Source organism: Streptomyces sp. NPDC048612, assembly GCF_043199295.1.
Taxonomy (GTDB): domain Bacteria; phylum Actinomycetota; class Actinomycetes; order Streptomycetales; family Streptomycetaceae; genus Streptomyces.
On record NZ_JBICVV010000019.1, the window covers coordinates 1 to 21,520 of the forward strand.

Consider the following 21,520-nt stretch of genomic DNA (forward strand, 5'->3'; position numbering starts at 1 on the left):
AGTATCGGGGCGACCCTCCGCCTTGCGATCGCACGCACCAGACGCCGCGGGGCCGCCCTTCGGGCGAACGACGGGAGTTTGACGACAGGCCCTAGAAGAAGGTGCGGATGAAGTCCGTGACCGTGCCGTCCGCCTCGACCAGCGGGATCAGCTGCCACTTGTCGAAGGAGGTGCAGGGGTGCGACAGGCCCAGCCCGATCCAGTCGCCGACCTCCAGGTCGCCGGCCCGCTCGGTGCTGACCCAGGCGTGCTGGTCGGACAGCTTGGTGACGGTGAGCCCGTCCGCCGGGCGCAGGCTGCCGTCCCGGCCGGACCGGACGACCCGGGCCTGCGGCAGGTCCAGGTCGTACGCCGCGTCCCGCTTGCCCGCGTTGAGGAACGCCTGCTCGGGCGTGGGGCGGGAGACGACCTGGGACCAGAGGCGGAAGGCGGGCTGCAGGGCGCCCTCGTCCGGGACGCGGTTGAAGGGGGTCAGCCGGCGGTAGTGGCCGTCGTCGTGCGAGACGTACGCGCCCGAGCGCAGCAGCTTGAGGACCGGCGCGGACAGCTCCGGCAGCTCGTCGAAGACCTCGGAGACCGTATCGAACCACGCGCTGCCGCCGGCGCTGACGACGATCTGGTCGAGGTCGGCGAACCGGCCCGCCTCGTCCAGCGCGGCGGCCAGCGCGACCAGCCGGCGCAGCCAGGCGGCCACCCGCTCGGCGGTGGCGTCCGGGACCTCGCCCTCGTAGCCGGCCACGCCGACCAGCCGGAGGGTGTCCACGCCCGCGATGGCGTCGGCGAGTTCGAGGCACTCGGCCTCGGTCCGGACGCCGGTGCGGGCGCCCTCGCCGGCGCCGAGTTCGAGGACCACGTCCACCGGGCGGACCGCGCCGGCCTCGCGCAGCGCGGTGTCCATCAGCTCGATGCCGCGCAGCGAGTCGACGTAGCAGACGAAGCGGAAGCCGGGGTCGGCGGCCAGCTCGGCGGCGAGCCAGCGCAGCGCGGCCGCGTCCACCAGCTGGTTCGCCAGGAAGATCCGCTCGATGCCGAAGTGGCGGTAGACGCGGGCCTGGTGGGGGACGGCGGCGGTGATGCCCCAGGCACCGTGCTCCAGTTGGCGGGCGAAGAGCTGCGGGGCCATGCAGGTCTTGCCGTGCGGGGCGAAGGCCAGGCCGTGCCGGCTGGAGTAGGTCTCCATCAGCGCCAGGTTGTGTTCCAGCGACTCGGCGGAGAGCGCGAGGACGGGGGTGGTGAAGCCGTCGGTGAAGAGGTTCCGGCGCTCGGCGGCCAGCTCGCCGACGGTGCTGCCGTCGGCGTCCGGGGGGAGTCCCTTGAAGCGGTGATCGACCCGTTCGTCGGTGAGTCCCTTGAGTCCCTGTGCGAGCCGTTCGCCGGCCATGGGGCCTCCTCAAAAGATCGTGTTGCACCTTCTGCAACGCTCATTGCGCGTATCGCTAACCGCTGTCTAACATCCGCTGCATTGCCCGGTCAACGGTGGACGACGCGGCGGGCAACGACCGGATGACCGCGCCGCGCGCGGCCCGGACGCACCGCATCGAAGGAGCGGAACCGATCGTGATCCAGCCCCCCGAAGTCAGCGGCACCACCGGCCCGGACGGCGCGCCCGCCCCGGACGTCGATGCCGTCTGCCTCGGCGAGTCCATGGTCACCTTCCTGCCCCGCCTCCCCGGGCGGCTCGCCGACGTCCCCTCCTTCGACCGCGCCATCGGCGGCGCCGAATCCAACGTCGCCTGCACCCTCGCCCGCACCGGCCACACCACCCGCTGGATCTCCCGGGTCGGCACCGACGGCTTCGGCGACCACCTGCTGGCCGCCATCGCCGGCTGCGGCGTCGACGTCGGCCACGTCCGCCGCGACCCGCGGCGCCCCACCGGCGTCTACTTCCGCACCGCCGGCGACCGCGCCACCGCCACCCACGAAGTCGCCTACTACCGCGCCGGTTCCGCCGCCTCCGCCATGACCGCGGACGGTCTGGACACCGCCGCCGTGCACTCCGGCCGCATCCTGCATCTGACCGGCATCACGGCGGCGCTGTCCGCCGGCTGCCTCGGCCTGCTGCGCGAGCTGACCGCCCGCCGCCCCGGGCGCCCGCTCCTCTCCTTCGACGTCAACTACCGGCCGGGGCTGTGGCGGGACACCGCGCGGGCCCGGGTGCTGCTCGACCTCGCACGCGGCGCCGACCTGGTGTTCGTCGGCGGCGACGAGGCCCGGGACGCCTGGGGCCTCACCGGCCCCCGCGCCATCCGCGAGGCCCTGCCGGAACCGCACACCCTGGTCGTCAAACAGGGCGAGACCGGGGCGACCGTCTTCCGCCGTACGGGAGAGCCGGGCGCCCGCCGCGACGACACCACCTTCGTCCCCGCCCTGCACGTCGACCCCGTGGCGGCCACCGGCGCCGGCGACGCCTTCGCCGCCGGCTTCCTCTCCGCCACCCTCCGCGGCCTCCCGGACCGCGCCCGACTCCGGCACGGCCACCTCCAGGCCGCCGCCGCCCTCACCGTCCCCGGCGACCTCGCCACCCCGCCGGCCCGGCCGTACGCCGACCGCCTGGCCGCCCTGGACGACTCCGCCTGGGAGAGACTGCACCTCGCTCCTGGCTGGACCGACGCCGACGCATCCGGCCACAGGGCCGAGGAGGAGGTACCCACGCAATGAACGAGCGAGGCGACAGAACCCCCGGGCGGTGCGCGCCCGGCGCGGGCGGGGCCGGGCGAAGCGAGGTTCCGGCATGAGCCAGACCGTCGACCGGGCACTGAGCATCCTGCCGCTGCTCGCCGAGGGGCCCGCCGACCTGGGCCAGGTCGCCGACCGGCTCGGCGTCCACAAGTCCACCGCCCTCCGGCTGCTGCGCACCCTCCACGAACACGGCCTCGTCTACCGCCAGTCCGACCAGCGCTACCGCCTGGGCGCCCGGCTCTTCGCCCTCGCCCAGCAGGCCGCCGAGAACCTCGACGTACGCGAGATCGCCCACCCCCACCTCGTCGAACTCAACGAGAAGTGCGGGCACACCGTCCACCTCGCGGTCCACGAGGAGAACGAGGTCCTCTACATCGACAAGGTCGAGAGCCGCTACCCGGTCCGGATGTACTCCCGGATCGGCAAACCCGTCGCGATCACCGTCGCCGCGGTCGCCAAGCTGCTCCTCGCCGACCTCCCCGAACCCGAGCGCCGCACCCTCGCCGAGAAGCTCGACTACCCCCTCTACACGTCCCGTTCGACCCCGCACGCCACGGCGTTCCTCGCCGAACTGGCCAAGGTCCGCGAACAGGGCTGGGCCACCGACCTCGGTGGCCACGAGGAGTCCATCAACTGCGTCGCGGCCCCGGTCCGCGGCGCGGACGGGCGCCTGGCCGCCGCCATGTCGGTCTCCGCGCCGAACGTGGTCGTCAGCGCCGAGGAACTCCTCGGACTGCTCCCGCTGGTGCGCCGCACCGCCGACGCCATCAGCCGGGAGTACTCCGGAACCGCCGTACCCGCCACCGACCCCGTACAGGAAGCCTGAACACCATGACCGAGAAGACCGCGCTCACCCCGGCCACCCACACCACCCCGCCCGCGAAGTTCTCCCACGGGGTCAAGAAGGGCAACCTCCTCCAGGTCGCGGGCCAGGTCGGCTTCCTCCCCGCCGTCGAGGGCCAGGCCCCCACCCCGGCCGGGCCCACCCTGCGCGAGCAGACCCTGCAGACCCTCGCCAACGTCAAGGCCATCCTCGAAGAGGGCGGCGCCAGTTGGGACGACGCGATGATGATCCGCGTCTACCTCACCGACGTGGCGCACTTCGCCGAGATGAACGAGATCTACAACGCCTACTTCGAGGAGCAGGGCCTCAAGGAGGCCCCCGCCGCCCGCACCACCGTCTACGTCGGTCTGCCCCAGGGCCTCCTCATCGAGATCGACGCCCTCGCCGTCCTGAGCTGAGCCACCCGCCGCGCCCCTAGTGAGCCAACCGCTGTGCCGTTAGAACGTCCGCACCACCCGCCGCACGGCAGGGCACCCCGCACCGGCGGGGCGCCCTGCCGCGGTCCCCCCTACCTGGAAATCCCCTGCCTGCCGACGGAGTTCCCCCATGCACCTCGCCGCCACGACCGCCGCCCCGGCTGCCCCACCGCCTCCGCACACCGGCGGACTGCTCGCCCTGATACCGGGCACCGCGGGCCTCCTGACGGTCGCCGCCCTGGGCATCGCCCTGCTCCTCGTCCTCATCATCAAGGTCCGGCTACAGCCGTTCGTAGCGCTGCTGACGGTCTCCATCGCGGTGGGCCTCGCCGCCGGCCTCTCCGTCACCGAACTCTTCGGCACGGTCCAGAAGTCCGACGCCGTCTCCCTGATCGAGACCGGCATGGGCGGCATCCTCGGGCACGTCGCCATCATCATCGGCCTGGGCACCATGCTCGGCGCGATCCTGGAGGTCTCCGGCGGCGCCGAGGTGCTGAGCACCCGGCTGCGCCACCTCTTCGGCGAGCGGCGCGAACCCCTCGCCATGGGCCTGACCGGCCTGATCTTCGGCATCCCGGTCTTCTTCGACGTCGGCATCTTCGTCCTCGCCCCGATCGTCTACGCGGCGGCCAAGAGGTCCGGCAAGTCGATCCTGCTGTACTGCATGCCGCTGCTCGCGGGCCTCTCCATGACGCACGCCTTCCTGCCGCCGCACCCCGGCCCGGTCGCCGCCGCCGGCCTCTTCAAGGTCGACCTGGGCTGGATCATCCTGATGGGACTCGTCTGCGGCATCCCCGCGGTGCTCGCCGCCTGGGCCTACGCGGCGTGGATCGGCAAGCGCCTCTTCGTCGGCGTCCCCCAGGACATGGTCGAGGCCGCCGACGAGGCCAGGGCCGCGGTCACCCGCGAGAAGGCCGCGGCCGGCGTCACGGCACACGAGGCCCAGGTCCCCCTGGCCACCGTCCTCACCATCATCGGCACCCCGCTGCTCCTCATCCTCCTGGCGACCTTCTCCTCCATCGCCCTGGACCCCTCGCCCGGCCGCTCGGTCATCGAGTTCTTCGGCCACCCCTTCGTGGCCCTGACGATCGCCCTGCTGCTCTCGTACTACCTGCTGGGCCTCCGCCGCGGCTGGTCCCGCACATCCCTCCAGACCGTCTCCACCGCGTCGTTGAAGCCGGTCGGCAACATCATCCTGGTCGTCGGCGCCGGCGGGGTCTTCGGCGCCGTCCTCAAGGCCAGCGGCGTCGCCACCGCCCTCTCCGACACCTTCCACCACGTCGGCCTCCCCGTCATCGTCCTCGCCTACCTCCTCTCCCTCGTCCTCCGCGTAGCCCAGGGCTCCGCCACCGTCGCCATCGTCACCACAGCCGGCATCGTCGTCCCCCTCGTCGAGAACCAGGGCCTCTCCCCGGCGCACCTGGCCCTGATCATCATGGCGATCTCGGCGGGTTCGATCTTCGCCTCGCATGTGAACGACGGGGGATTCTGGATGGTCAGCAAGTACTTCGGCATCTCGGAACGCGACACCCTGAAGTCCTGGACGGTGCTGGAGTCGGTGCTGTCGGTGGCGGGGTTCGCGGTGGCGGCGGCGGTGAGTCTGGTGGTGTAGGCACCGGCGGGAAGGGCCCTCCACCTACGCGGCGGGACGGCCCGGCACGGCGTCTGAGGGCGGCACACCACTCCCGTACTGCCGCGCACCCGCACGCGGCAGTACGGCCCACAACCGCGTCCCGTTTCCGGGCTCCGCCGACGCCGTGACTACGAAGCGTCGAAGAGGGTCAATTCCTCTGCGGGTTCACGCTGGATGGGCGCATCCGGCATTGTTCCACTCGGCTCGTAGGTCGTGAATACCAGATCGACGCTACCTCGGCTCTTCGCCTGGAGATTGATGTCTCGGCGGGTCGCCATGGACAGAACGTGGAATTCTGCGAAGATGTCACGAGTCAAATCGGTATCACTGTTAGTCATCGTGACATAAACGCCTCGCCGGGCCGCTTCCCGCATGGATTCAGCTAGGCGACGCTGGTCTTCCTCGCCGAACTGGCCAGGCGTGTAACGCTTGAAGTCCGCCCAGCCGCCGAGAGGGATGTATGGAGGGTCCAGATAGACCCAATCACCGGCCTCTGCTTCCGCCAACGCTTCCGCAAAGTCGCGACATTGGACCTCCGCCCCCTGCAGCGCAGCGGACGCGTTGAGCAACGTCTTCCGATTGTAGTAGGGGCGGTCATACGCACCGTACGGCACGTTGAACTGCCCCTTCCTGTTGACTCGCCACAGCCCACGGAAGCCCGTTTTATTTAGATAGATCACTCTCGCAGCGCGCTCCAGATCAGACATGTCACCGATATCACGCGCACGCTCTTCGTTAAAGAACTCGCGATTGTTGGGCATGCGATCAAGAAGGTCCATGACCTTTTCTGGGCTCTCGGCCACTTGTTGAAAACAGACGGCCAATTCTGGGTTCGCATCCGAAAGCGACGCCCCCGATGGGCCGATTTCGAAGAATAGCGCCGCACTTCCCATAAAGGGCTCAAAATAGCGCCCCTTGAACGGAGGGGCCATCGTGGCGAGCCGATCCGCATACCGGGTCTTCCCGCCGGCCCACTTCAGGAAGGAGCGCCCATCGCCGGAGCGATTGCTACTCATAGTCTGTAGACCCATCGTCGTCACGACCGGAAGTGTACAGGTCTTATGGAAGATCGTTCAGTCTTGGCTCGGTTTGGACTGCGCGCTAGGGAGCTGCGCGAGGCCGCCGGCTTATCGCAAGAGGGGTTGGCGCACGCAGCCAGACTTCACCGCACATACATCGGCGGGGTGGAGCGCGGTGAACGCAATGTCAGCCTTTTGAACATCATCCGCATCGCGCGGGCACTTGACGTCAGCCCTGCGACGTTGCTGACCGGAATCTGCGAGGGTGATGACAAGTGAAGAGGGAGCCAGGCTTCGAGTCTCCACGATGGAGCGACCCTTTCTGGCATGTCGTTCGAATGCTGGCCGATCAAATCAACGCCAAACATCGATACGCCGAGAAAATCCCCGCACGTGAGATCATTCCGGTGTTGAGGAAAGCCAATTCGGGCGCTGCGGATGGACTCATCCAATACCTCGACGGGCATAGCAGCATACTTGACAAGCTGTCTGACTACTGGTGTCGGCGAGGGGAAGCCTCCAAAGAAGCCTTTTCCCTACTTCGCACGGAGGATGAGGCGAAAAGCGACTACAGCATGGTGTCGGACCGCGCCCTCCAAAGCTACGGGGTAAAGCTTGAGGGCTACCATAAGTCCTCCAAGGCGCTAGTGAATACCGTCGACGCCATCGTCTATGAAGAGCAAAAGGCATTCGAGGTAAGCGTCAACACGAACCCGCAGAGCCGTGCAGCCGTAGTGTCGGGTGAGCACATCTGGGTCTCCCCTCGAAGGCTCGACGGGGCTATTCCCGGACTCTTCAACCCTACAGCTCTCTGGGAGATTAAAGAATACTGGGGGAAAACCCTGGGCGGCTCAAAAATGTCAGACGCCATCTACGAATTGCAGCTGGTTGGGACGGAGCTGCGACTCTTCGAGGATGAATTCGACATTCATGTAAGTCACTTTGCAATTATCGACGGGCTCCGGCAATGGGAATCGCGAAAGTCCGACCTCAGGCGCGCGATCGATCTCCTGTACTCAGGCCTTCTCGACGAGCTGATTGTCGGCCGCGAGGTACTCACGGAGTGGCCGCGTGTCGTGCGTGAGTGCTTTGAGCTTGCGCACGCGCAAGGGAAGTCCGGTGCGAAGGGTGAGCAACAGGAATCGCTCTTCGAGTGATCGGCGCCAGTACGGCCGACGCAACCACTGGCCGGGGGCCAAGGATTAGCCTCGATCGTTCATGAGTCCTCGTCGGTTGGCTGACGGGGATTCTGTGCTTGTGTGGTGCGGTTACTTCTGCGCCGGGGCAGGGCTGCTGTCCCCGCCGCAGGTGTTTGGGGATGTGGGCCAGGGCGAGTTGGGCGGTGGTGATGTGGGCGTTCGCGGTGTTGGAGCCGGCGTTGCCGGGCAGCAGCAGCGCGGCCACCGGCTCTCCGGAACCGGCCTGGGAGACGACACCGCGGCCACTGCCCTGGAGCCGCACACGCGGATATCCCCGCTGCTCTTCTTTACCTGGACAGACCGGCGCTGATCAGCCAGATGCGTTCGCAGGTCGCGGATGCCCCTTGCAGCGTCTCGCGGGACTCTTGTGAGGCGTGGTAGAACGTCCGCTCGACCATCCAGCACAGGGCGCGTGCCATCGCTGAGGCTTGTTCTGGTTCGGTGCCGGCCTGGATGCCGGCCCGTTCCAGGACGGCGGTGATGGCCGTGATGAACAAGTCCGCTGTATGGCTCCACAGCTCGCCGATCTCCGGCACGGTCAACGACAGGTCGATCGCCGTGCGCATGACCAGGCCGTGCTCGTTCCACAGCTCTACCGTGCGCTGCATGGCTTCTGCGATGGCCTGGCGGGGCTCGTCGGTCTGCGCGGTGGTCCGGGACCGCTCCCACAGATGCTCGACGGTACGCGCCACGAGTGCCACCACTACTTCTTGCTTGGAGCCGAAGTAGAAGTACAGGGCGCCGCGTGTGATGCCGGCGCCCTGGGCGATGTCGCCGACGGTCATGGCGTTGTAGCCCTTGTCCGCGAGCAGGGCTTCGCAGGTGTCCAGGATGGCCCGCTCCCGCAGATCGCCCTTGCGTTCGGTGCTGCGCCGGCTCCGCGCGGGGTGGTGGCTGGGCATCAGAGCTGAGCACCCTCGTCGAAGTCGGTCGTGCGGGAGAGCGTCTCCCATGCGCGGATGTCCTCGTCCACGGCAGTGCGCGCAGTGGTGACCAGCCGCAGCGCGTCCGAGCCCAGGACGAGGTGGGCCGGCGGCTGGTCGACCGAGGCGATGCGCACGACGGCTTGTCCAGCCTTGGCCGGGTTGCCGAGCTGGTTCCCGCTTGCCTTCTGCCGCGCTTCACGGATGGGATCGAACAGCTCGTCGTAGTCGTCGATGGTCCGCGCGGCGCGTGTCATGGACCGTCCGGCCCAGTCGGTGCGGAAGGAGCCGGGCTCGATCGCCGTCACGTGGATCCCGAACTGTGCGACCTCCTTGCCCAGTGCTTCGAGGATGCCTTCCAGGGCGAACTTGCTGCCGCAGTAGGCGGACATGCCGGGCACGGCCATGAGTCCGCCCATGGAGGTGACGGCCATCAGGTGTCCGCGGCGGCGTCGGCGCATGTGGGGCAGTGCTGCCTGCAGGGTGGCCACTGCCCCGAATACGTTGATCTCGAATTGCCGCCGCACCTCGGCCAGCGGGGTTTCCTCGAAGGTGCCCTCCAGGCCGTAGCCGGCGTTGGCGATGACGACATCCAAGGGGCCGACGCCTCGCTCCACCTCCGTGATCACATCCGAGACGGCGTGGTCGTCCGTCACGTCCAGGATGCGGCCGCGAGCGTAACCGGGCTCAAGCCCCTCGAAGGCCCGCAGGTCCTCCTCGGAGCGGACCGTGCCGACAACGGTGTGACCGGCAGCCAGGGCGGCCTGGGCGAAGGCACGTCCCAGGCCCGTGCTGACGCCGGTGATGAGCCAGTTCTGCCTCTGCATTGCTCCTCCAGGAAGGTCTCGCTGGGAGCAGGACTGCTCCCCGCCCAGAAAGTCTACACAGCGTCAATTTTTACCTTCGCCACGTTGGTTCTGGGTTACTCAACGGCATCACGCCTGGCCGGGAGAGATCCGGCCGCACCGAGACCGGGGCCCGCCGGCGCAGGCCGCTGTGCGCACTGGCTGGTGAGCTGCGGTGCCGTCCCGCGAAGTCACTCCGGCCGTCACCGTCCACATCCGGCAGGTCGTGGCCTGGCATGGTCTGGCGTCGCGGATCATTACCAGGATGCCGAGTTGCGGTGGCTGAGGGACGCCTCGGTGGGTCCTGCCGGCGGAGACGGGCTGATCAGCGTCAGGTGGCTGTTCACCTCCGGGATCATTCCCACGTGTCTGGTGTGATCACGGCGTCGAAGTCATCCTGGACAGCCCCGTTCACCGGGCTGAGCCCACAGCAGTTCGGCAAGCTGATCACAGCCTTGCAGCGCGAAAGAACCGACCAGGCACGCAGGGGCCGGCCGTGGAGCTTGCCGCTGGAGGACCGGGTCCTGCTGGTCGTCGCGTATGGGCGGACGAACCTGACCTTTCGGCAGTTGGCGGTGGAAGATCCTGCGCGACTGCCGCCTCCAACGCGGCGGTGTCCACTACGCCATGCTCGGCATCGCCCGTCTGCACAATCTCACGCCGGCCGGATAGGAGGAGCCGCCCTGGCCCACCATCACACCGGAGGCCGTTACGGGACAGCCCTTAGGTGCACCTCGCACCCGTCCGGGGCGCGGCGGGCCGCGTCGTAGTGGACGCGGCCCGCCTGTCGTCCCGGTAGTGGTGGGTCAACTGCCTTGGCAGTACTGCCCTTCCTTCCCGATCGCCCGGTACGGGCAGTCGGCGATCTCCAGGAGTCGGAGGACCGCCTCCCTGTTCCGTGACGTCTCCTTCGGGATCACCGAGTCCTTCGGGTAGAAGCCGCCGCCGAGGAAGGACGACGGGTACATCTCGAAGGTGTAGGCGAACACTTTCTCCTGGCCCCACAGCCAGTCGTCGATCGAGCCGTCGGTGATGTACAGGTCGCTGGACTGCTCGGGGGTGTAGCCGTTGGTGGCGGCCATGTTCTTGCCGATGGTGGCGAAGGCGTCGTGGTCGTCCTGGGTCATGCCGGGGCCGGTGTCGTCGTCGGTGTAGCCGAAGGGCCAGAGGACGAGTTCGCTGTAGGTGTGGAAGTCGATGGCGGCCTTGATCTGCTGGGTGCCGCCCACGTTGCGGCTGTGGACGAACTTCGAGACGACCTGGACCTCGGGGGCGGAGGCGGGGGACTTGCCGCGGTAGGTCTCGGAGGAGGGGCTGGAGGAAGAGCCGCCGCAGCAGCCCCACTTGAAGTCCCAGTTGCGGTTGAGGTCGGTGCCCGCGCTGCTGGAGCCGGCGTTGGGCTGGCGGTTCTTGCGCCAGCTGCGGAACGAGCCGGAGGCGATGTCGTACGCGCCGCCGTCCGGGTTGAGGTCGGGGATGATCCAGATCTCGCGGGAGTCGAGCATCTTGGTGATGCGGGAGTCGCTGCCGTACTTCGAGGTGAACTCGTTGAGCAGGTAGAGGGCCATCTCGACGGTGAGGTGTTCCCTGGCGTGCTGGTGGGCGGTGAAGAGGACCTCGGGTTCCTGCTCGTCCTTGGTGACGTTCTTGCTGAGTTTGAGGGCGAGGAGGGCGCGGCCCTCGTGGGAGGTGCCGATGACCTGCTTGCTCAGGAGGGCCGGGTACTTGGCGACGAGGGCGTCGATCTCCTTCGTGGCCTCGTCGTAGGTGTGGTACTTCGCGTAGCCGGCGGGGAAGTCCCTGGCCTTGGTGCCGGAGGGCGCGGGCCTGGTGGCCGGGGGGTCGGGCAACCTGCGGAGTGCGTGGCCGAGTTGGCGGGCGGCGGCGGCCTGGGCGCGGTTCGCCGTGATGACGGCCTTGCCGGCGTGGACCTCGTCGATGGTGGCGCCGGTCGCGGTGAGGGCGGTGCGCTGGGCGGGGGTGGCGAGGCCCGTCACCTCGTACTGATGGGGGAGTTCGGTGCTCGCCGCGGAGTCGGCGGCGGGCCGGGGCGAAGGCGCGTCCTGCGCCTGTGCGGCGGCGATGGGGGCGGCGAGTGCGAGGGAGAGGAGTGCGGCGAGGACGGTGGTGCGTCCGCCGCGGATACGTGGTCGCATGCGGTCTCCTGTGGGGTGTGAGCGAAGCGACGGCGTCAGTTTTGGCCGATGTCATGGCCGTGACAAGGGCTCGGACGGCCATATGTGGGGCGCGCGGGAATCGGCCACCGAATCAGTCACCGGAACCGACCACCGGAACCGGCCACCGAATCAGCCACCGGAACCGGCCACCCGGACGTGGCGAATCCCTCAACTTCCTCCTGAGGGGCGGAAATTGATTGCCAGGCGGTGCCGAGTCGCCAACAATGCGCACGACAAAACCGAAGGCCCGCGCAGGGTTTTTGGTGACAGACACTGAGAGGACCCCCACATGAACCGACCTCTCGTCGGCACCCTGGCCACGGCCGCACTGGGCGCCGCAACCCTGCTGGGCACCGTCGGAACGGCGCACGCCGCGCCGCAGGACGGTGACCGGCACCCCACGCAGCAGAAGACCAAGGCGGTGGACTTCGCCGGCAGTGTCGCGCTGAGCAACTGCTCCGGCTCGGTCGTCCGGATGCCCGGATCGAAGGCGGACGACCCGGCGCTGGTGATGTCCAACGGGCACTGCCTGGAGGGCGGGATGCCCGGCGCCGGTGAGGTCGTCGTCGACAAGCCGTCCAGCCGCAGCTTCACCCTGCTGGACAAGTCGGCCGGCAAGCTGGGCACGATCAAGGCCACCAAGGTCGCCTACGCCACGATGACCGACACCGATGTCTCGTTCTACGAGACCGGGTCGACCTACGCCGAGATCGAGAAGAAGTACAAGATCAAGCCGCTGGAGCTGGCTACCGAGCACCCCACCAAGGGCGCGAAGATCAGCATCGTCTCCGGCTACTGGAAGAAGATCTACTCCTGCGGCATCGACGGGTTCGCCGCCACCCTCAAGGAGGGCGAGTGGACCTGGAAGGACTCGGTCCGCTACACCCCGGAGTGCAAGATCATCGGCGGTACGTCCGGCTCGCCGGTCGTCGACACCGCGACCGGCAAGGTCACGGCCGTCAACAACACGACCAACGAGAGCGGCGAGAAGTGCACCCTCAACAACCCCTGTGAGGTGGACAAGAACGGCAAGACCACGGTGCGCAAGGGCATCGGGTACGCCCAGGAGACGTACCAGATACCGAAGTGCTTCGGCGAGGGCAACAAGCTGGACCTGAACGCCGAGGGCTGTGCGCTGCCGAAGCCGAAGGCCGCGCGCCGCTGAGCTGAGGCAGGTGCCGCACCCCGGGTCCCGTGCACGCAAGGCGCGTGGGACCCGGGGCGCGGCGTCCGGCCCCGGACGGGATGCCCCGGACGGGATGCCCCGGAGGGGACGCCCCGGGACGGGGACGCCCCGGGGCCGGTTACGGGAGGCCATGGACGTGCGCGCCCACCTGGTTCGCGAAGGCGTTGCCGTTGGCCGCGTCCCAGTTGGTCGACCAGGTCATCGCGCCACGGAGCCCCGGGTAGGTCCTGGAGGGCTTGAAGGAGCCGCAGCCGCTGCCCCGGGTGAGGCAGTCCAGGGCGGCGTTGACGACGGACGGAGCGGCGTATCCGCCGCCGGCCGCACGGGCCGAGGCCGGTACCCCGATGCCGACCTGGGACGGGTCGAGCCCGCCCTCCAGCTGGATACAGGCGAGCGCGGTCAGGAAGTCGATCGTGCCCTGGGAGTACACCTTGCCGTCGCAGCCGTTCATCGAACCGCTGTTGTAGTACTGCATGTTGACGGCGGTCAGGAAGTCCTTGATGCCGAGCGCCGTCTTGAAGTACTCGTTCTGCGGTGACTGCATGTCGATGGTCTGCGGGGCCATGGTCACCACGACGCCGGCGTGCCGTTCGTGCAGCGCCTTGAGCGCCTGGGTCATATAGGTCGCGTTGAGGCCGTTCTCCAGGTCGATGTCGACGCCGTCGAAGCCGTAGTCGTCCATCAGGCCGCCGACCGAGTCGGCGAAGTTCTTCGCGGAGGCCGCGTCGTTGACCGAGATCGCGCCCCGCTCGCCGCCGACGGAGAGGATCACCGACTTGCCGGCCGCCTGCTTCGCCTTGATGTCCGCCTTGAACGCGTCGGCGGAGCCGTAGCCGACGGCCGGGTCGAGGCGGAAGGTGACCGCGCCGGGCTGTCCGGTGGCCTCGGCGAACGAGACCGCGATGATGTCGTAGGCGTCGTCGACGTCCTTGAGCTTCTGCACCGTGGCGCCGTTGTCGAAGTTCTGCCAGTAGCCGGTGACGGCATGCCGCGGGACGGCTGTGGCGGATGCGGCGATTGCGGTGGATGCGGTGGATGCGGCGGGGGAGTCCGCAGGTGAGGTGGCGGGATGTTTTCCCGAGGCCTGGGCGGTGCCCGTGGCGACGAGGCCGGACGAGGCCAGTGTCACCGCGGCGAGTGCGGTCAGCAGCCGTCCCGGCACTCCGGTGCCCGTCCTGACTGCGGGTCTTCCTGATCGTGCGCGAACCACGACTGCCTCCGTGTGGGGGGAAGTTGGGGAGTGTGCGGATGCGTGTTCAGGCGCCTCTGTGCGTGCCGTACAACGTGGTCCAGACCAATCGGCCTGTCAAGGGTCGGCGCGGAGACGGATGTTCCTGCGCGGGATGCCTGGCCGGTATCCGCTGTTTCCCCGCGGGGTGATGGTGATGACGAGTAGCCCAGAACGTGTTCTCTGGGACGTATCTCTGTGGATAAAGTGCTGAGCGAATGGCGCCGATGGCGCAGAGCTGTGCCGATCCGCGGTCCCGGGACCCCCGGCGGCCGGAGGGAGTGGGGGAGCGACGTGCCGACCGCGATTGCAGTCACCAGCCCGGACCTCGCGCTGCCGTCGGCCGACCGGCGGACCCCCGCCGCCGTCGTCCTGCAGGCCCCGCAACTCCAGCCGCTGGACGACGCCCTGACGGAGACCAGCGCGGTGCTGGAACACCACGGCCATCTCGTCGCGCTGTACTCCGCCGTCTGCCCGCCGGAACACATCCGCCGGCTGCACACCCTGCGCGCCGTCCTGGAGAGCGACCGGATCGCCATCGTGCCGCTGTCCCTGCCGCCGCTGGGCGTGGCCTTACTCGCCCGTCAGCTGCGGCAGTTGTCGTTGTGCGACTTCAGCCCCGGTGTACTGGCCAGCGCGGCGCGGCTGCTGGCCCACTACGTTCACGCCGGTGCCCTGCTGGGCAGCGTCAGCGGCCTGGACCGGATCGAGGTCGACCTGCGGGCCCACATGAAGTCCTGGCTGCCCGGTGCGCACTTCGCGGTGCTGGCCCATCCGCAGCCGCAGCTGCTGCATCTGGACCGGCACAGCACCGAGGCCGGACTGCCGGCGCCCGGATTCGCCACCGAGCTCGCGGTCGCCCGCGGCCAGCTCACCTCGGACTGGGTGACCGAGGCGCTCGCCCCGGCCTGGCAGGTGCAGGGGCTGTACGAGACCCGGCTGCCCGCCGAGTCCGCCCGGTGGTGGGGCACCCAGAAGCTGATCGAGTTCGCCGCTGCCGTACCGGACGTGGCGGTCCTGCACCAGCTGGTGTCCTCCGTACGCCGCGAGGAGTGCGGCTGGTGCGGCCGGGAACTCCTCGGTGACCGCTGTGCGTTCTGCGCGTCCCCGCTGGCGCGGGAGCGGGCGACGGGGGGTGGCGGCCCGGGCCAGGGGCCGGCGGCCATAGGCGGGATCACGGCCACGGGCGGGTCGACGGCGACAGGCGGGTCGGCGGCCACCGGCGGCTCGGTTTCCGGGCCGGTGCGGGGCGGCGCCCTCGCTCCGGCGGCGGGTTCGGCGTCTGTGCCGGGTGCTGTGTCCAGTGCTGTGCACAGTGCTGCGTCGGGTGCTGTGCCTGCTCCTGACGCCGCGTCCGGTGGCGCGCCGGCCCCGGGCGGTTCCCCGGCGCCGGCCCCGTCGTCCGTCCAGCCCCCGACTCCGTCGTCCGCCCCGGCTCCGGCACCCGCCCCGACTCGCGCACCCGACGCCCCCGACCCCTCCGGGAGCCCCGATCTCCCCACGGCCGCCACCACCTCCGCCGCCTCCCCGCCCCCGGCCGGGCCGCCTCCCTCGCCATGGGAGGAGCGCGCCCTCTCGCCGGGGGTGCCGGATGCGCCCGATGCGCCCGGTGTGGTGGGCGTATGGGGCGGGCGGGCCGGGCGCCGGGGTGAACCCGGGCAGCTGGACGTCCGTGGGCCGGACCTCTCGGCGGGTGGGCAGGCGGTGGCGGGGAACCCCTACGGGGCCGGCATCCCGGCCCCCGGGAACTCGTACGGGTCCGGCCGCCCCGTACCGGGAAACCCCTACGCGTCCGACACCCCCCGCGCCCCCGGCGTGTGGGACCTGCCCGGCCACCCCGACTTCGCCGGGCACCCCGATGCCACCGGTCAGCCGGACCTCTCCGGCCACCCTGAAGTCCCCGGCACCCCGCGGACGGTGGCCCGCGTGCGCTGAGCCCGACCGGGCCGCCGCGGCCCGCCACGCCGGCCGGTCCCGCCGGCCGTCCGCCGGGTGGTCCCGCCCGGTGACCCCCGTTCCCTGTCCGACCGCCCGCCCCTTCTCCCCGTCCCGATCGAGGTCCCTCCCCCATGAACTCACGCCAGCGCCGCGGAGTGATCCTGCTGCTCCTGTCGGTTCTCTGTGCGGTCGGCGCGTTCGTCGGCGTGCTGTCGGTGATCAAGAACGTCGAGTCCAAGGTCGGCCCGGAGCGGACGGCGTACCGGCTGAAGACCGATGTCGCGGCCTATAAGGAGCTGAGTCCCGGGCAGTTCGAGAAGGTGCGGATGCCGCAGCGCTGGCTGCCGCCCACCGCCGTGACCGACCTGGACCGGGTCAGCGGCAGGATCGCGGTGACCCCGCTGAAGAAGGGCTCGCTGCTCCAGGACGACATGATCGTCGAGCGGCCCGCGCTGAAGGCCGGGCAGCAGGAGATCGCCATCATGATCGACGCCGCCACCGGTGTGGCCGGCAAGATCAACCCCGGTGCCCGGGTGAACATCTTCGCCACGTTCGAGGGCAAGCGCCCCGAGGACAGGCCGGTCTCCAAGGTCATCGTCGCGGGCGCCCAGGTCATCGACGTCGGCAAGCTGACGCCCCTGGAGGCCAAGGACCCCGGCGACACCACCGCCAACAGCCGGCAGGCCGGTGAGGCCGTCCCGATCACCTTCGCGCTGAACACCCAGGACGCCCAACGCGTCGCGTACGCCGAGTCCTTCGCCTCCCACGTACGGCTCGCCCTGCTCGCCCCCGGCAACGAGAACGCCATCCCGCCCGGCCAGCGCAGCTACACCCTCGACGGAGACAAGTGACCCGGAGCCTCAGGTGACCATCCGCATCCTCCCGGCCATCGGCGACCCGGACGCCGCACGCGCCGTGTCCTCGCTGCTCAGCCAGCTGCCGGACGCCGAACCCGCGCCCGCCGTCGCGGACTCCGCCGCGCTGCTCCACGCGCTGGCCGCCGCCCAGGGGACCGGCGCACCGGCCGGGGGCGCGCCCGCAGGCGGCCAGCCGTCCGCCGTGGAGGCGCTCCCCGAGGTCGTGCTCGTCCACGAACGGATCGGGCCGGCACCGGCGCTGGAGCTGATCCGCGAGGTGGCGCTGCGCTTCCCCGCCGTCGGCGTCGTACTGATCACCACCGACGCCGGGCCCGCGCTGTTCTCCGCGGCGATGGACGCCGGCGCCCGGGGCGTCGTCGGGATGCCGCTCGGCTACGACGAGCTGGCCGCCCGGGTACAGTCCGCCGCCCAGTGGGCGACGGGCGTACGGGTTCACCTCGGGGGCGCCCCCGAGACGGCACCCGGCCCGGCCGGCACGCTGGTGACGGTGACCGGCGCCAAGGGCGGGGTCGGCACCACCGTCACCGCCGTGCAGCTGGCGCTCGCCGCGCGGGCCGCCGGGCGCAGCGTCGCCCTGGTGGACCTCGATCTCCAGTCCGGTGACGTGGCCTCCTACCTGGACGTGCAGTTCCGCCGCTCGGTCGTCGACCTGGCGGGAATCCAGGACATCTCCGTACGGGTTCTCCAGGACGCCGTGCACGACCACCACACCGGCCTCGGCCTGCTGCTGGCGCCCGAGGAGGGGGAGCGCGGCGAGGAGGTCGACGACCGGGCGGCCCGGCAGATCATCGGCGCGCTGCGCTCCCGCTACGAGGTGGTGCTGGTCGACTGCGGCTCCCAGATGCAGTCCGCCAACGCCGCGGCCGTCGAACTCGCCGATCTGGCGCTGCTGGTGGCCACCCCGGACGTGGTGGCCGTACGGGCCGCCAAGCGGCAGGTCCGGCTCTGGGACCGGCTCCAGATCCGTAAGGCGGAGGACACCACGACGGTGGTCAACCGCCTCACCCGGAACACCGAGATCCAGCCGCCGCTGGTCGCCAAGGCCACCGGCACCCAGGTCGCCCGCACCCATGTGCCGGCCGCTTTCAAGGAACTCCAGCCCTGTGTCGACGCGGGCCGGATGCAGGATCTGGACAACCGGTCCACGGTCAAGCAGGCACTGTGCGCGCTGGCCGGCGAACTCGGCCTGGTCGACGCGCCGTCCGCACGGCAGGGCCGCGGCAGCCACCGGGCCCGCCCGACGCTGACCGGGCGCAAGCGCAAGGCCATAGCGCCGGGGGCGGCTCCCGGTTCCGGGGGAATTCCGGGTCAGGCATCAGGGCCGGCCTCCGGGACGGCGCCGGGTGCCGGTGCCCGGTTCGGCGCGCGGCGCGGCTCCGGGGCGGCGTCCGGCGGTCCGGGGCCGTTCGACCCGTCCGGCCCGTATGAGGAGGGCTGAGCGATGCGGCGCCTGCGGGGCGGTGACCGGGGACAGGTCGCCGTGGAATTCATGGGGCTGCTCCCGCTGATCCTGCTGGTCCTCGCCCTGCTCTGGCAGTTGGTGCTCGTCGGGTACACCTACTCGCTCGCCGCGCACGCCGCCGACCGCGGCGCGCGGGCCGCCACCGCCACCGAGGGCGGCGGCGCGGGCGCCTGCCGCGCCGCCGCCGAGGAGCAGCTGCCCAGCGCCTGGCGCGCGACCGCCTCGGCATCCTGCGGAACGGAGTCGGGCCTGTGGAAGGCAACCGTCCGGATCGACGTCCCGGTGCTCTTCCCCGGCGCGGGCAGCTATCCCTGGCACGTCACCGGCTCGGCCGGCGCCGCGAAGGAGGACACCGGATGACCGCCCGCCGTCTGCCCGCCCGGCTCCGCGGCCACGGCCGCGACCGGGGCCAGGCCTCCATCGAGTTCCTCGGCTTCCTGCCGATCCTGCTGGTCGTCGGGCTGGCCGTGGTCCAGCTCGGCCTGGCGGCCTACGCCGTCCAGCAGGCCGGGACCGGAGCGCGCGCCGCGGCCCGTACCGCCTCGATGGACGAGGCGGACCGGGAGACCGGCCCGGAGGCCGCCGGGCGGTCCGCGATGAGCGACTGGGTCGCGGAGCGCGCGAGCATCTCGGTGGGCGGCGGGGGCGCGGAGGTCAGCGCGACCGCGCGGGTGCCGATCCCCTCGGTCGTCCCCGGCGTCGACGACTTCGGCACCGCCACCCGCACCGCCACCATGCCCCGGCCGCAGGAACCCGGAGCACTGGGCCTCCGCGCCGCGGACCCGTACGAAGGAGCACCCCCGCGATGAGCCTGAAATCCCGGATCGTCGCACCCGAACCGGCCGGTGAGGCGCGCGAGGACAGCCATATGGTCGCCCTCTACCGCGCCAAGCTGCTGGAGGAGATCGACCTCGCGGAGATGTCCTCGCTGGCCGCGGCCGAGCGCCGCTCGCGGCTGGAACGCGTCCTGGGCCACATCATCAGCCGTGAGGGCCCGGTCCTCTCCACCGCCGAACGCGCCCAGCTCATCCGCCGGGTGGTGGACGAGGCGCTGGGCCTGGGCGTGCTGGAACCGCTGCTCGAAGACGCCTCGATCACCGAGATCATGGTCAACGGCCCGGACCAGGTGTACGTCGAGCGGGCCGGCCGGGTCGAGCTGCTGCCGGTCCGCTTCGCCTCGCACGAGCAGCTGATGCAGACCATCGAGCGGATCGTCTCCACCGTCAACCGCCGGGTCGACGAGTCCAATCCGATGGTCGACGCCCGGCTGCCGTCCGGCGAGCGCGTCAACGTGATCATCCCGCCGCTCGCCCTGAACGGCGCCACCCTCACCATCCGCCGCTTCCCGCGCGCCTACACCCTCGCCGAACTCATCGGCATGGGCACGCTCGACGAGCAGATGCTGATGCTGCTGGCGGGGCTGGTGCGGGCCAAGTTCAACGTCGTCGTCTCCGGTGCCACCGGCGCGGGCAAGACCACCCTCCTCAACGCGCTCTCCGGCCTGATCCCGGACGGCGAGCGGATCATCACGGTCGAGGACGCCGCCGAACTCCAGCTCCAGCAGAGCCATGTCATCCGGCTGGAGTCCCGGCCGCCCAACGTCGAGGGCAAGGGCCGCATCACCATCCGCGACCTGGTGCGCAACTCCCTGCGGATGCGGCCCGACCGGATCATCGTCGGCGAGGTGCGCGGCGGCGAGACCCTCGACATGCTCCAGGCGATGTCGACCGGCCACGACGGCTCGCTCGCCACCGTGCACGCCAACAGCGCCGAGGACGCCCTGATGCGGCTCCAGACCCTGGCGTCCATGTCCGACGTCAAGATCCCGTTCGAGGCGCTGCGGGACCAGATCAACAGCGCCGTCGACTGCCTGGTCCAGCTCACCCGGCACGCCGACGGCTCCCGCCGGATCAGCGAGATCGCCATCCTCGACTCCCGCGGCCACGAGGACTACCGGATCGCCACAATCTGCCGCTTCGACGCCGAGCCGATGGGCGCCGACCGGATCGTGCACGGCCGGTTCCGCTACTTCCCGCTGCCCCGCCGGGTCGCCGAACGCCTCTTCATGGCGAGCGAACCCACCCCGCCCGCCTTCGGCGTCGCCACCCACGACGACCAACTCGCCACCCGGAAGGCCCACTCATGACCGGCGGGAACCCCCTCGCCCTGTTCGCCATCGGCGCCACGCTGCTGTGCGGGCTGCTCGCGATCGCCGGCGTCCGGACGTTCGCGGCCGGGCGCGCCCAGCGGCAGGCCATCGTCGACCGGCTGGCCGACGAGCGGGGGCTGCCGGAGTCCGGACGGCGGCGCCGCTTCCCGTCCGTCGACCGGGCGCTGCACGGCACCCGCCTCGGCCGCCGCCTCGAACTGCGGCTGACCGCCACCGGCCTGGACGTCACCCCCGGCGAGTTCCTGGTCTCCATGCTCGGCGCGGTCCTCGTGCTGTGGCTGGTCGCCCAGGCCGTCCTCGCCCCGTTCTTCGGACCGATCGCCGCGCTGGTCGCCGTCTGGGCGGCGTTCGCCTTCCTCAACTGGCAGCGGCAGAAGCGCATCGAGCGGTTCATCAACCAGCTGCCCGAACTCTCCCGCATCCTCGCCAACGCCACCCAGGCCGGCCTGGCGCTGCGGACGGCGCTGGGCATGGCCGCCGAGGAGCTGGAGGCACCGGCCGGTGAGGAGCTGGCCAAGGTCTCCGACAAGCTCGCCGTCGGCCACTCCATCGACGAGGCACTCGGCGAGCTGGCCGAACGCCTGCCCTCCCGGGAACTCGTCGTGCTGGTCACCACGCTGGTGCTCGCCAACCGGGCCGGCGGCACCGTCGTCGGCTCGCTGCGCAACCTCACCAAGACCCTGGAGGAGCGCAAGGAGACCCGGCGCGAGGTCCGCACCCAGCTCTCCCAGGTCGTGGTCACCGCCTACGTCGTCCCGCTGCTCGGCATCGGCACCCTGCTGCTGATGAACCGGATCGCCCCGGGCGCCATCGACCGGATGACCTCCTCCTTCCTCGGCCAGCTCGCGGTGGTGGCGGCCTTCGTCCTCTACGGGTTCGGGTTCTTCTTCATCCGCCGCCTCTCCAAGATCGACGTCTAGGTA

General features: G+C 70.4%; 20 protein-coding genes and 1 pseudogene. 15 read left to right on the forward strand and 6 right to left on the reverse strand.

Translation table 11 applies throughout. The features are described from left to right. Window positions 1-91: 91 nt before the first annotated feature. Window positions 92-1,381, reverse strand: a complete 1,290-nt coding sequence (locus ACGFN2_RS25340; RefSeq protein ID WP_393364184.1) for an amino acid deaminase — start codon at window positions 1,379-1,381, stop codon at window positions 92-94. Window positions 1,382-1,557: 176 nt separating this feature from the next. Here ACGFN2_RS25340 and ACGFN2_RS25345 point away from each other — a divergent pair, with 176 nt between their 5' ends. From ACGFN2_RS25345 to ACGFN2_RS25360, 4 genes are all read left to right on the forward strand, one after another. Continuing rightward, entirely contained in the window at window positions 1,558-2,658 is a 1,101-nt protein-coding gene (locus ACGFN2_RS25345; RefSeq protein WP_393364187.1) for a sugar kinase, read from the forward strand. 73 nt (window positions 2,659-2,731) lie between these two features. Further along, complete coding sequence (locus tag ACGFN2_RS25350) at window positions 2,732-3,505, forward strand: IclR family transcriptional regulator (RefSeq protein ID WP_362613168.1); 774 nt, start codon at window positions 2,732-2,734, stop codon at window positions 3,503-3,505. A gap of 5 nt (window positions 3,506-3,510) precedes the next feature. Further along, window positions 3,511-3,921, forward strand: a complete 411-nt coding sequence (locus tag ACGFN2_RS25355; RefSeq protein WP_393364191.1) for a RidA family protein — start codon at window positions 3,511-3,513, stop codon at window positions 3,919-3,921. 148 nt (window positions 3,922-4,069) lie between these two features. Continuing rightward, window positions 4,070-5,551, forward strand: coding sequence for a GntP family permease (locus ACGFN2_RS25360; protein ID WP_393364194.1), 1,482 nt, complete (start codon window positions 4,070-4,072; stop codon window positions 5,549-5,551). Between the two features lie 149 nt (window positions 5,552-5,700). Here ACGFN2_RS25360 and ACGFN2_RS25365 read toward each other — a convergent pair whose 3' ends face one another. After that, window positions 5,701-6,603, reverse strand: a complete 903-nt coding sequence (locus tag ACGFN2_RS25365; RefSeq protein WP_393364425.1) for a DNA adenine methylase — start codon at window positions 6,601-6,603, stop codon at window positions 5,701-5,703. A gap of 30 nt (window positions 6,604-6,633) precedes the next feature. Here ACGFN2_RS25365 and ACGFN2_RS25370 point away from each other — a divergent pair, with 30 nt between their 5' ends. Next, on the forward strand, window positions 6,634-6,870 hold the full coding sequence (locus ACGFN2_RS25370) for a helix-turn-helix domain-containing protein (RefSeq protein ID WP_393364197.1): 237 nt from the start codon (window positions 6,634-6,636) through the stop codon (window positions 6,868-6,870). Between the two features lie 59 nt (window positions 6,871-6,929). After that, a complete protein-coding gene (locus tag ACGFN2_RS25375) occupies window positions 6,930-7,748 on the forward strand; it encodes a hypothetical protein (protein WP_393364200.1) in 819 nt (272 codons plus the stop codon). Between the two features lie 329 nt (window positions 7,749-8,077). Here the strand turns inward: ACGFN2_RS25375 and ACGFN2_RS25380 are convergent, their stop codons facing one another. Continuing rightward, complete coding sequence (locus tag ACGFN2_RS25380) at window positions 8,078-8,692, reverse strand: TetR/AcrR family transcriptional regulator (RefSeq protein ID WP_393364203.1); 615 nt, start codon at window positions 8,690-8,692, stop codon at window positions 8,078-8,080. After that, window positions 8,692-9,540 carry an oxidoreductase gene (locus tag ACGFN2_RS25385; RefSeq protein ID WP_393364206.1) on the reverse strand — a complete coding sequence of 283 codons (849 nt, stop codon included), beginning with the start codon at window positions 9,538-9,540 and terminating at the stop codon, window positions 8,692-8,694. Before ACGFN2_RS25385 ends, ACGFN2_RS25380 begins: the two co-directional genes overlap by 1 nt. Before the next feature lie 383 nt (window positions 9,541-9,923). Here ACGFN2_RS25385 and ACGFN2_RS25390 point away from each other — a divergent pair. After that, window positions 9,924-10,133 (forward strand): annotated as a pseudogene (locus tag ACGFN2_RS25390) (IS5/IS1182 family transposase); the annotation flags it as partial. Between the two features lie 231 nt (window positions 10,134-10,364). Here ACGFN2_RS25390 and ACGFN2_RS25395 read toward each other — a convergent pair. After that, complete coding sequence (locus tag ACGFN2_RS25395; protein ID WP_393364209.1) at window positions 10,365-11,714, reverse strand: M14 family metallopeptidase; 1,350 nt, start codon at window positions 11,712-11,714, stop codon at window positions 10,365-10,367. 310 nt (window positions 11,715-12,024) lie between these two features. Between ACGFN2_RS25395 and ACGFN2_RS25400 the strand changes: the two genes are divergently transcribed. Next, on the forward strand, window positions 12,025-12,900 hold the full coding sequence (locus ACGFN2_RS25400; protein ID WP_393364212.1) for a trypsin-like peptidase domain-containing protein: 876 nt from the start codon (window positions 12,025-12,027) through the stop codon (window positions 12,898-12,900). Window positions 12,901-13,039: 139 nt separating this feature from the next. Here ACGFN2_RS25400 and ACGFN2_RS25405 read toward each other — a convergent pair whose 3' ends face one another. Continuing rightward, the gene (locus ACGFN2_RS25405; protein ID WP_393364215.1) at window positions 13,040-14,083 is read right to left on the reverse strand and encodes a chitinase; all 1,044 of its coding nucleotides are present in this window, start codon (window positions 14,081-14,083) and stop codon (window positions 13,040-13,042) included. Window positions 14,084-14,443: 360 nt separating this feature from the next. Between ACGFN2_RS25405 and ACGFN2_RS25410 the strand changes: the two genes are divergently transcribed. From ACGFN2_RS25410 to ACGFN2_RS25440, 7 genes are all read left to right on the forward strand, one after another. Next, window positions 14,444-16,084: a hypothetical protein gene (locus ACGFN2_RS25410; RefSeq protein WP_393364218.1), complete on the forward strand. Its 1,641-nt coding sequence runs from the start codon at window positions 14,444-14,446 to the stop codon at window positions 16,082-16,084. 134 nt (window positions 16,085-16,218) lie between these two features. After that, window positions 16,219-16,938: a Flp pilus assembly protein CpaB gene (gene cpaB / locus ACGFN2_RS25415; RefSeq protein ID WP_362613153.1), complete on the forward strand. Its 720-nt coding sequence runs from the start codon at window positions 16,219-16,221 to the stop codon at window positions 16,936-16,938. Between the two features lie 13 nt (window positions 16,939-16,951). Further along, complete coding sequence (locus tag ACGFN2_RS25420) at window positions 16,952-18,403, forward strand: CpaE family protein (protein ID WP_393364221.1); 1,452 nt, start codon at window positions 16,952-16,954, stop codon at window positions 18,401-18,403. A gap of 3 nt (window positions 18,404-18,406) precedes the next feature. After that, entirely contained in the window at window positions 18,407-18,787 is a 381-nt protein-coding gene (locus tag ACGFN2_RS25425; RefSeq protein ID WP_393364224.1) for a TadE/TadG family type IV pilus assembly protein, read from the forward strand. Further along, window positions 18,784-19,236, forward strand: coding sequence for a TadE/TadG family type IV pilus assembly protein (locus ACGFN2_RS25430; RefSeq protein ID WP_393364227.1), 453 nt, complete (start codon window positions 18,784-18,786; stop codon window positions 19,234-19,236). The genes ACGFN2_RS25425 and ACGFN2_RS25430 overlap by 4 nt, the downstream gene beginning before the upstream one ends. Then, window positions 19,233-20,573: a CpaF family protein gene (locus tag ACGFN2_RS25435; RefSeq protein WP_362613142.1), complete on the forward strand. Its 1,341-nt coding sequence runs from the start codon at window positions 19,233-19,235 to the stop codon at window positions 20,571-20,573. Before ACGFN2_RS25430 ends, ACGFN2_RS25435 begins: the two co-directional genes overlap by 4 nt. Then, window positions 20,570-21,517, forward strand: coding sequence for a type II secretion system F family protein (locus ACGFN2_RS25440; RefSeq protein WP_393364230.1), 948 nt, complete (start codon window positions 20,570-20,572; stop codon window positions 21,515-21,517). The genes ACGFN2_RS25435 and ACGFN2_RS25440 overlap by 4 nt, the downstream gene beginning before the upstream one ends. Window positions 21,518-21,520: the final 3 nt, after the last annotated feature.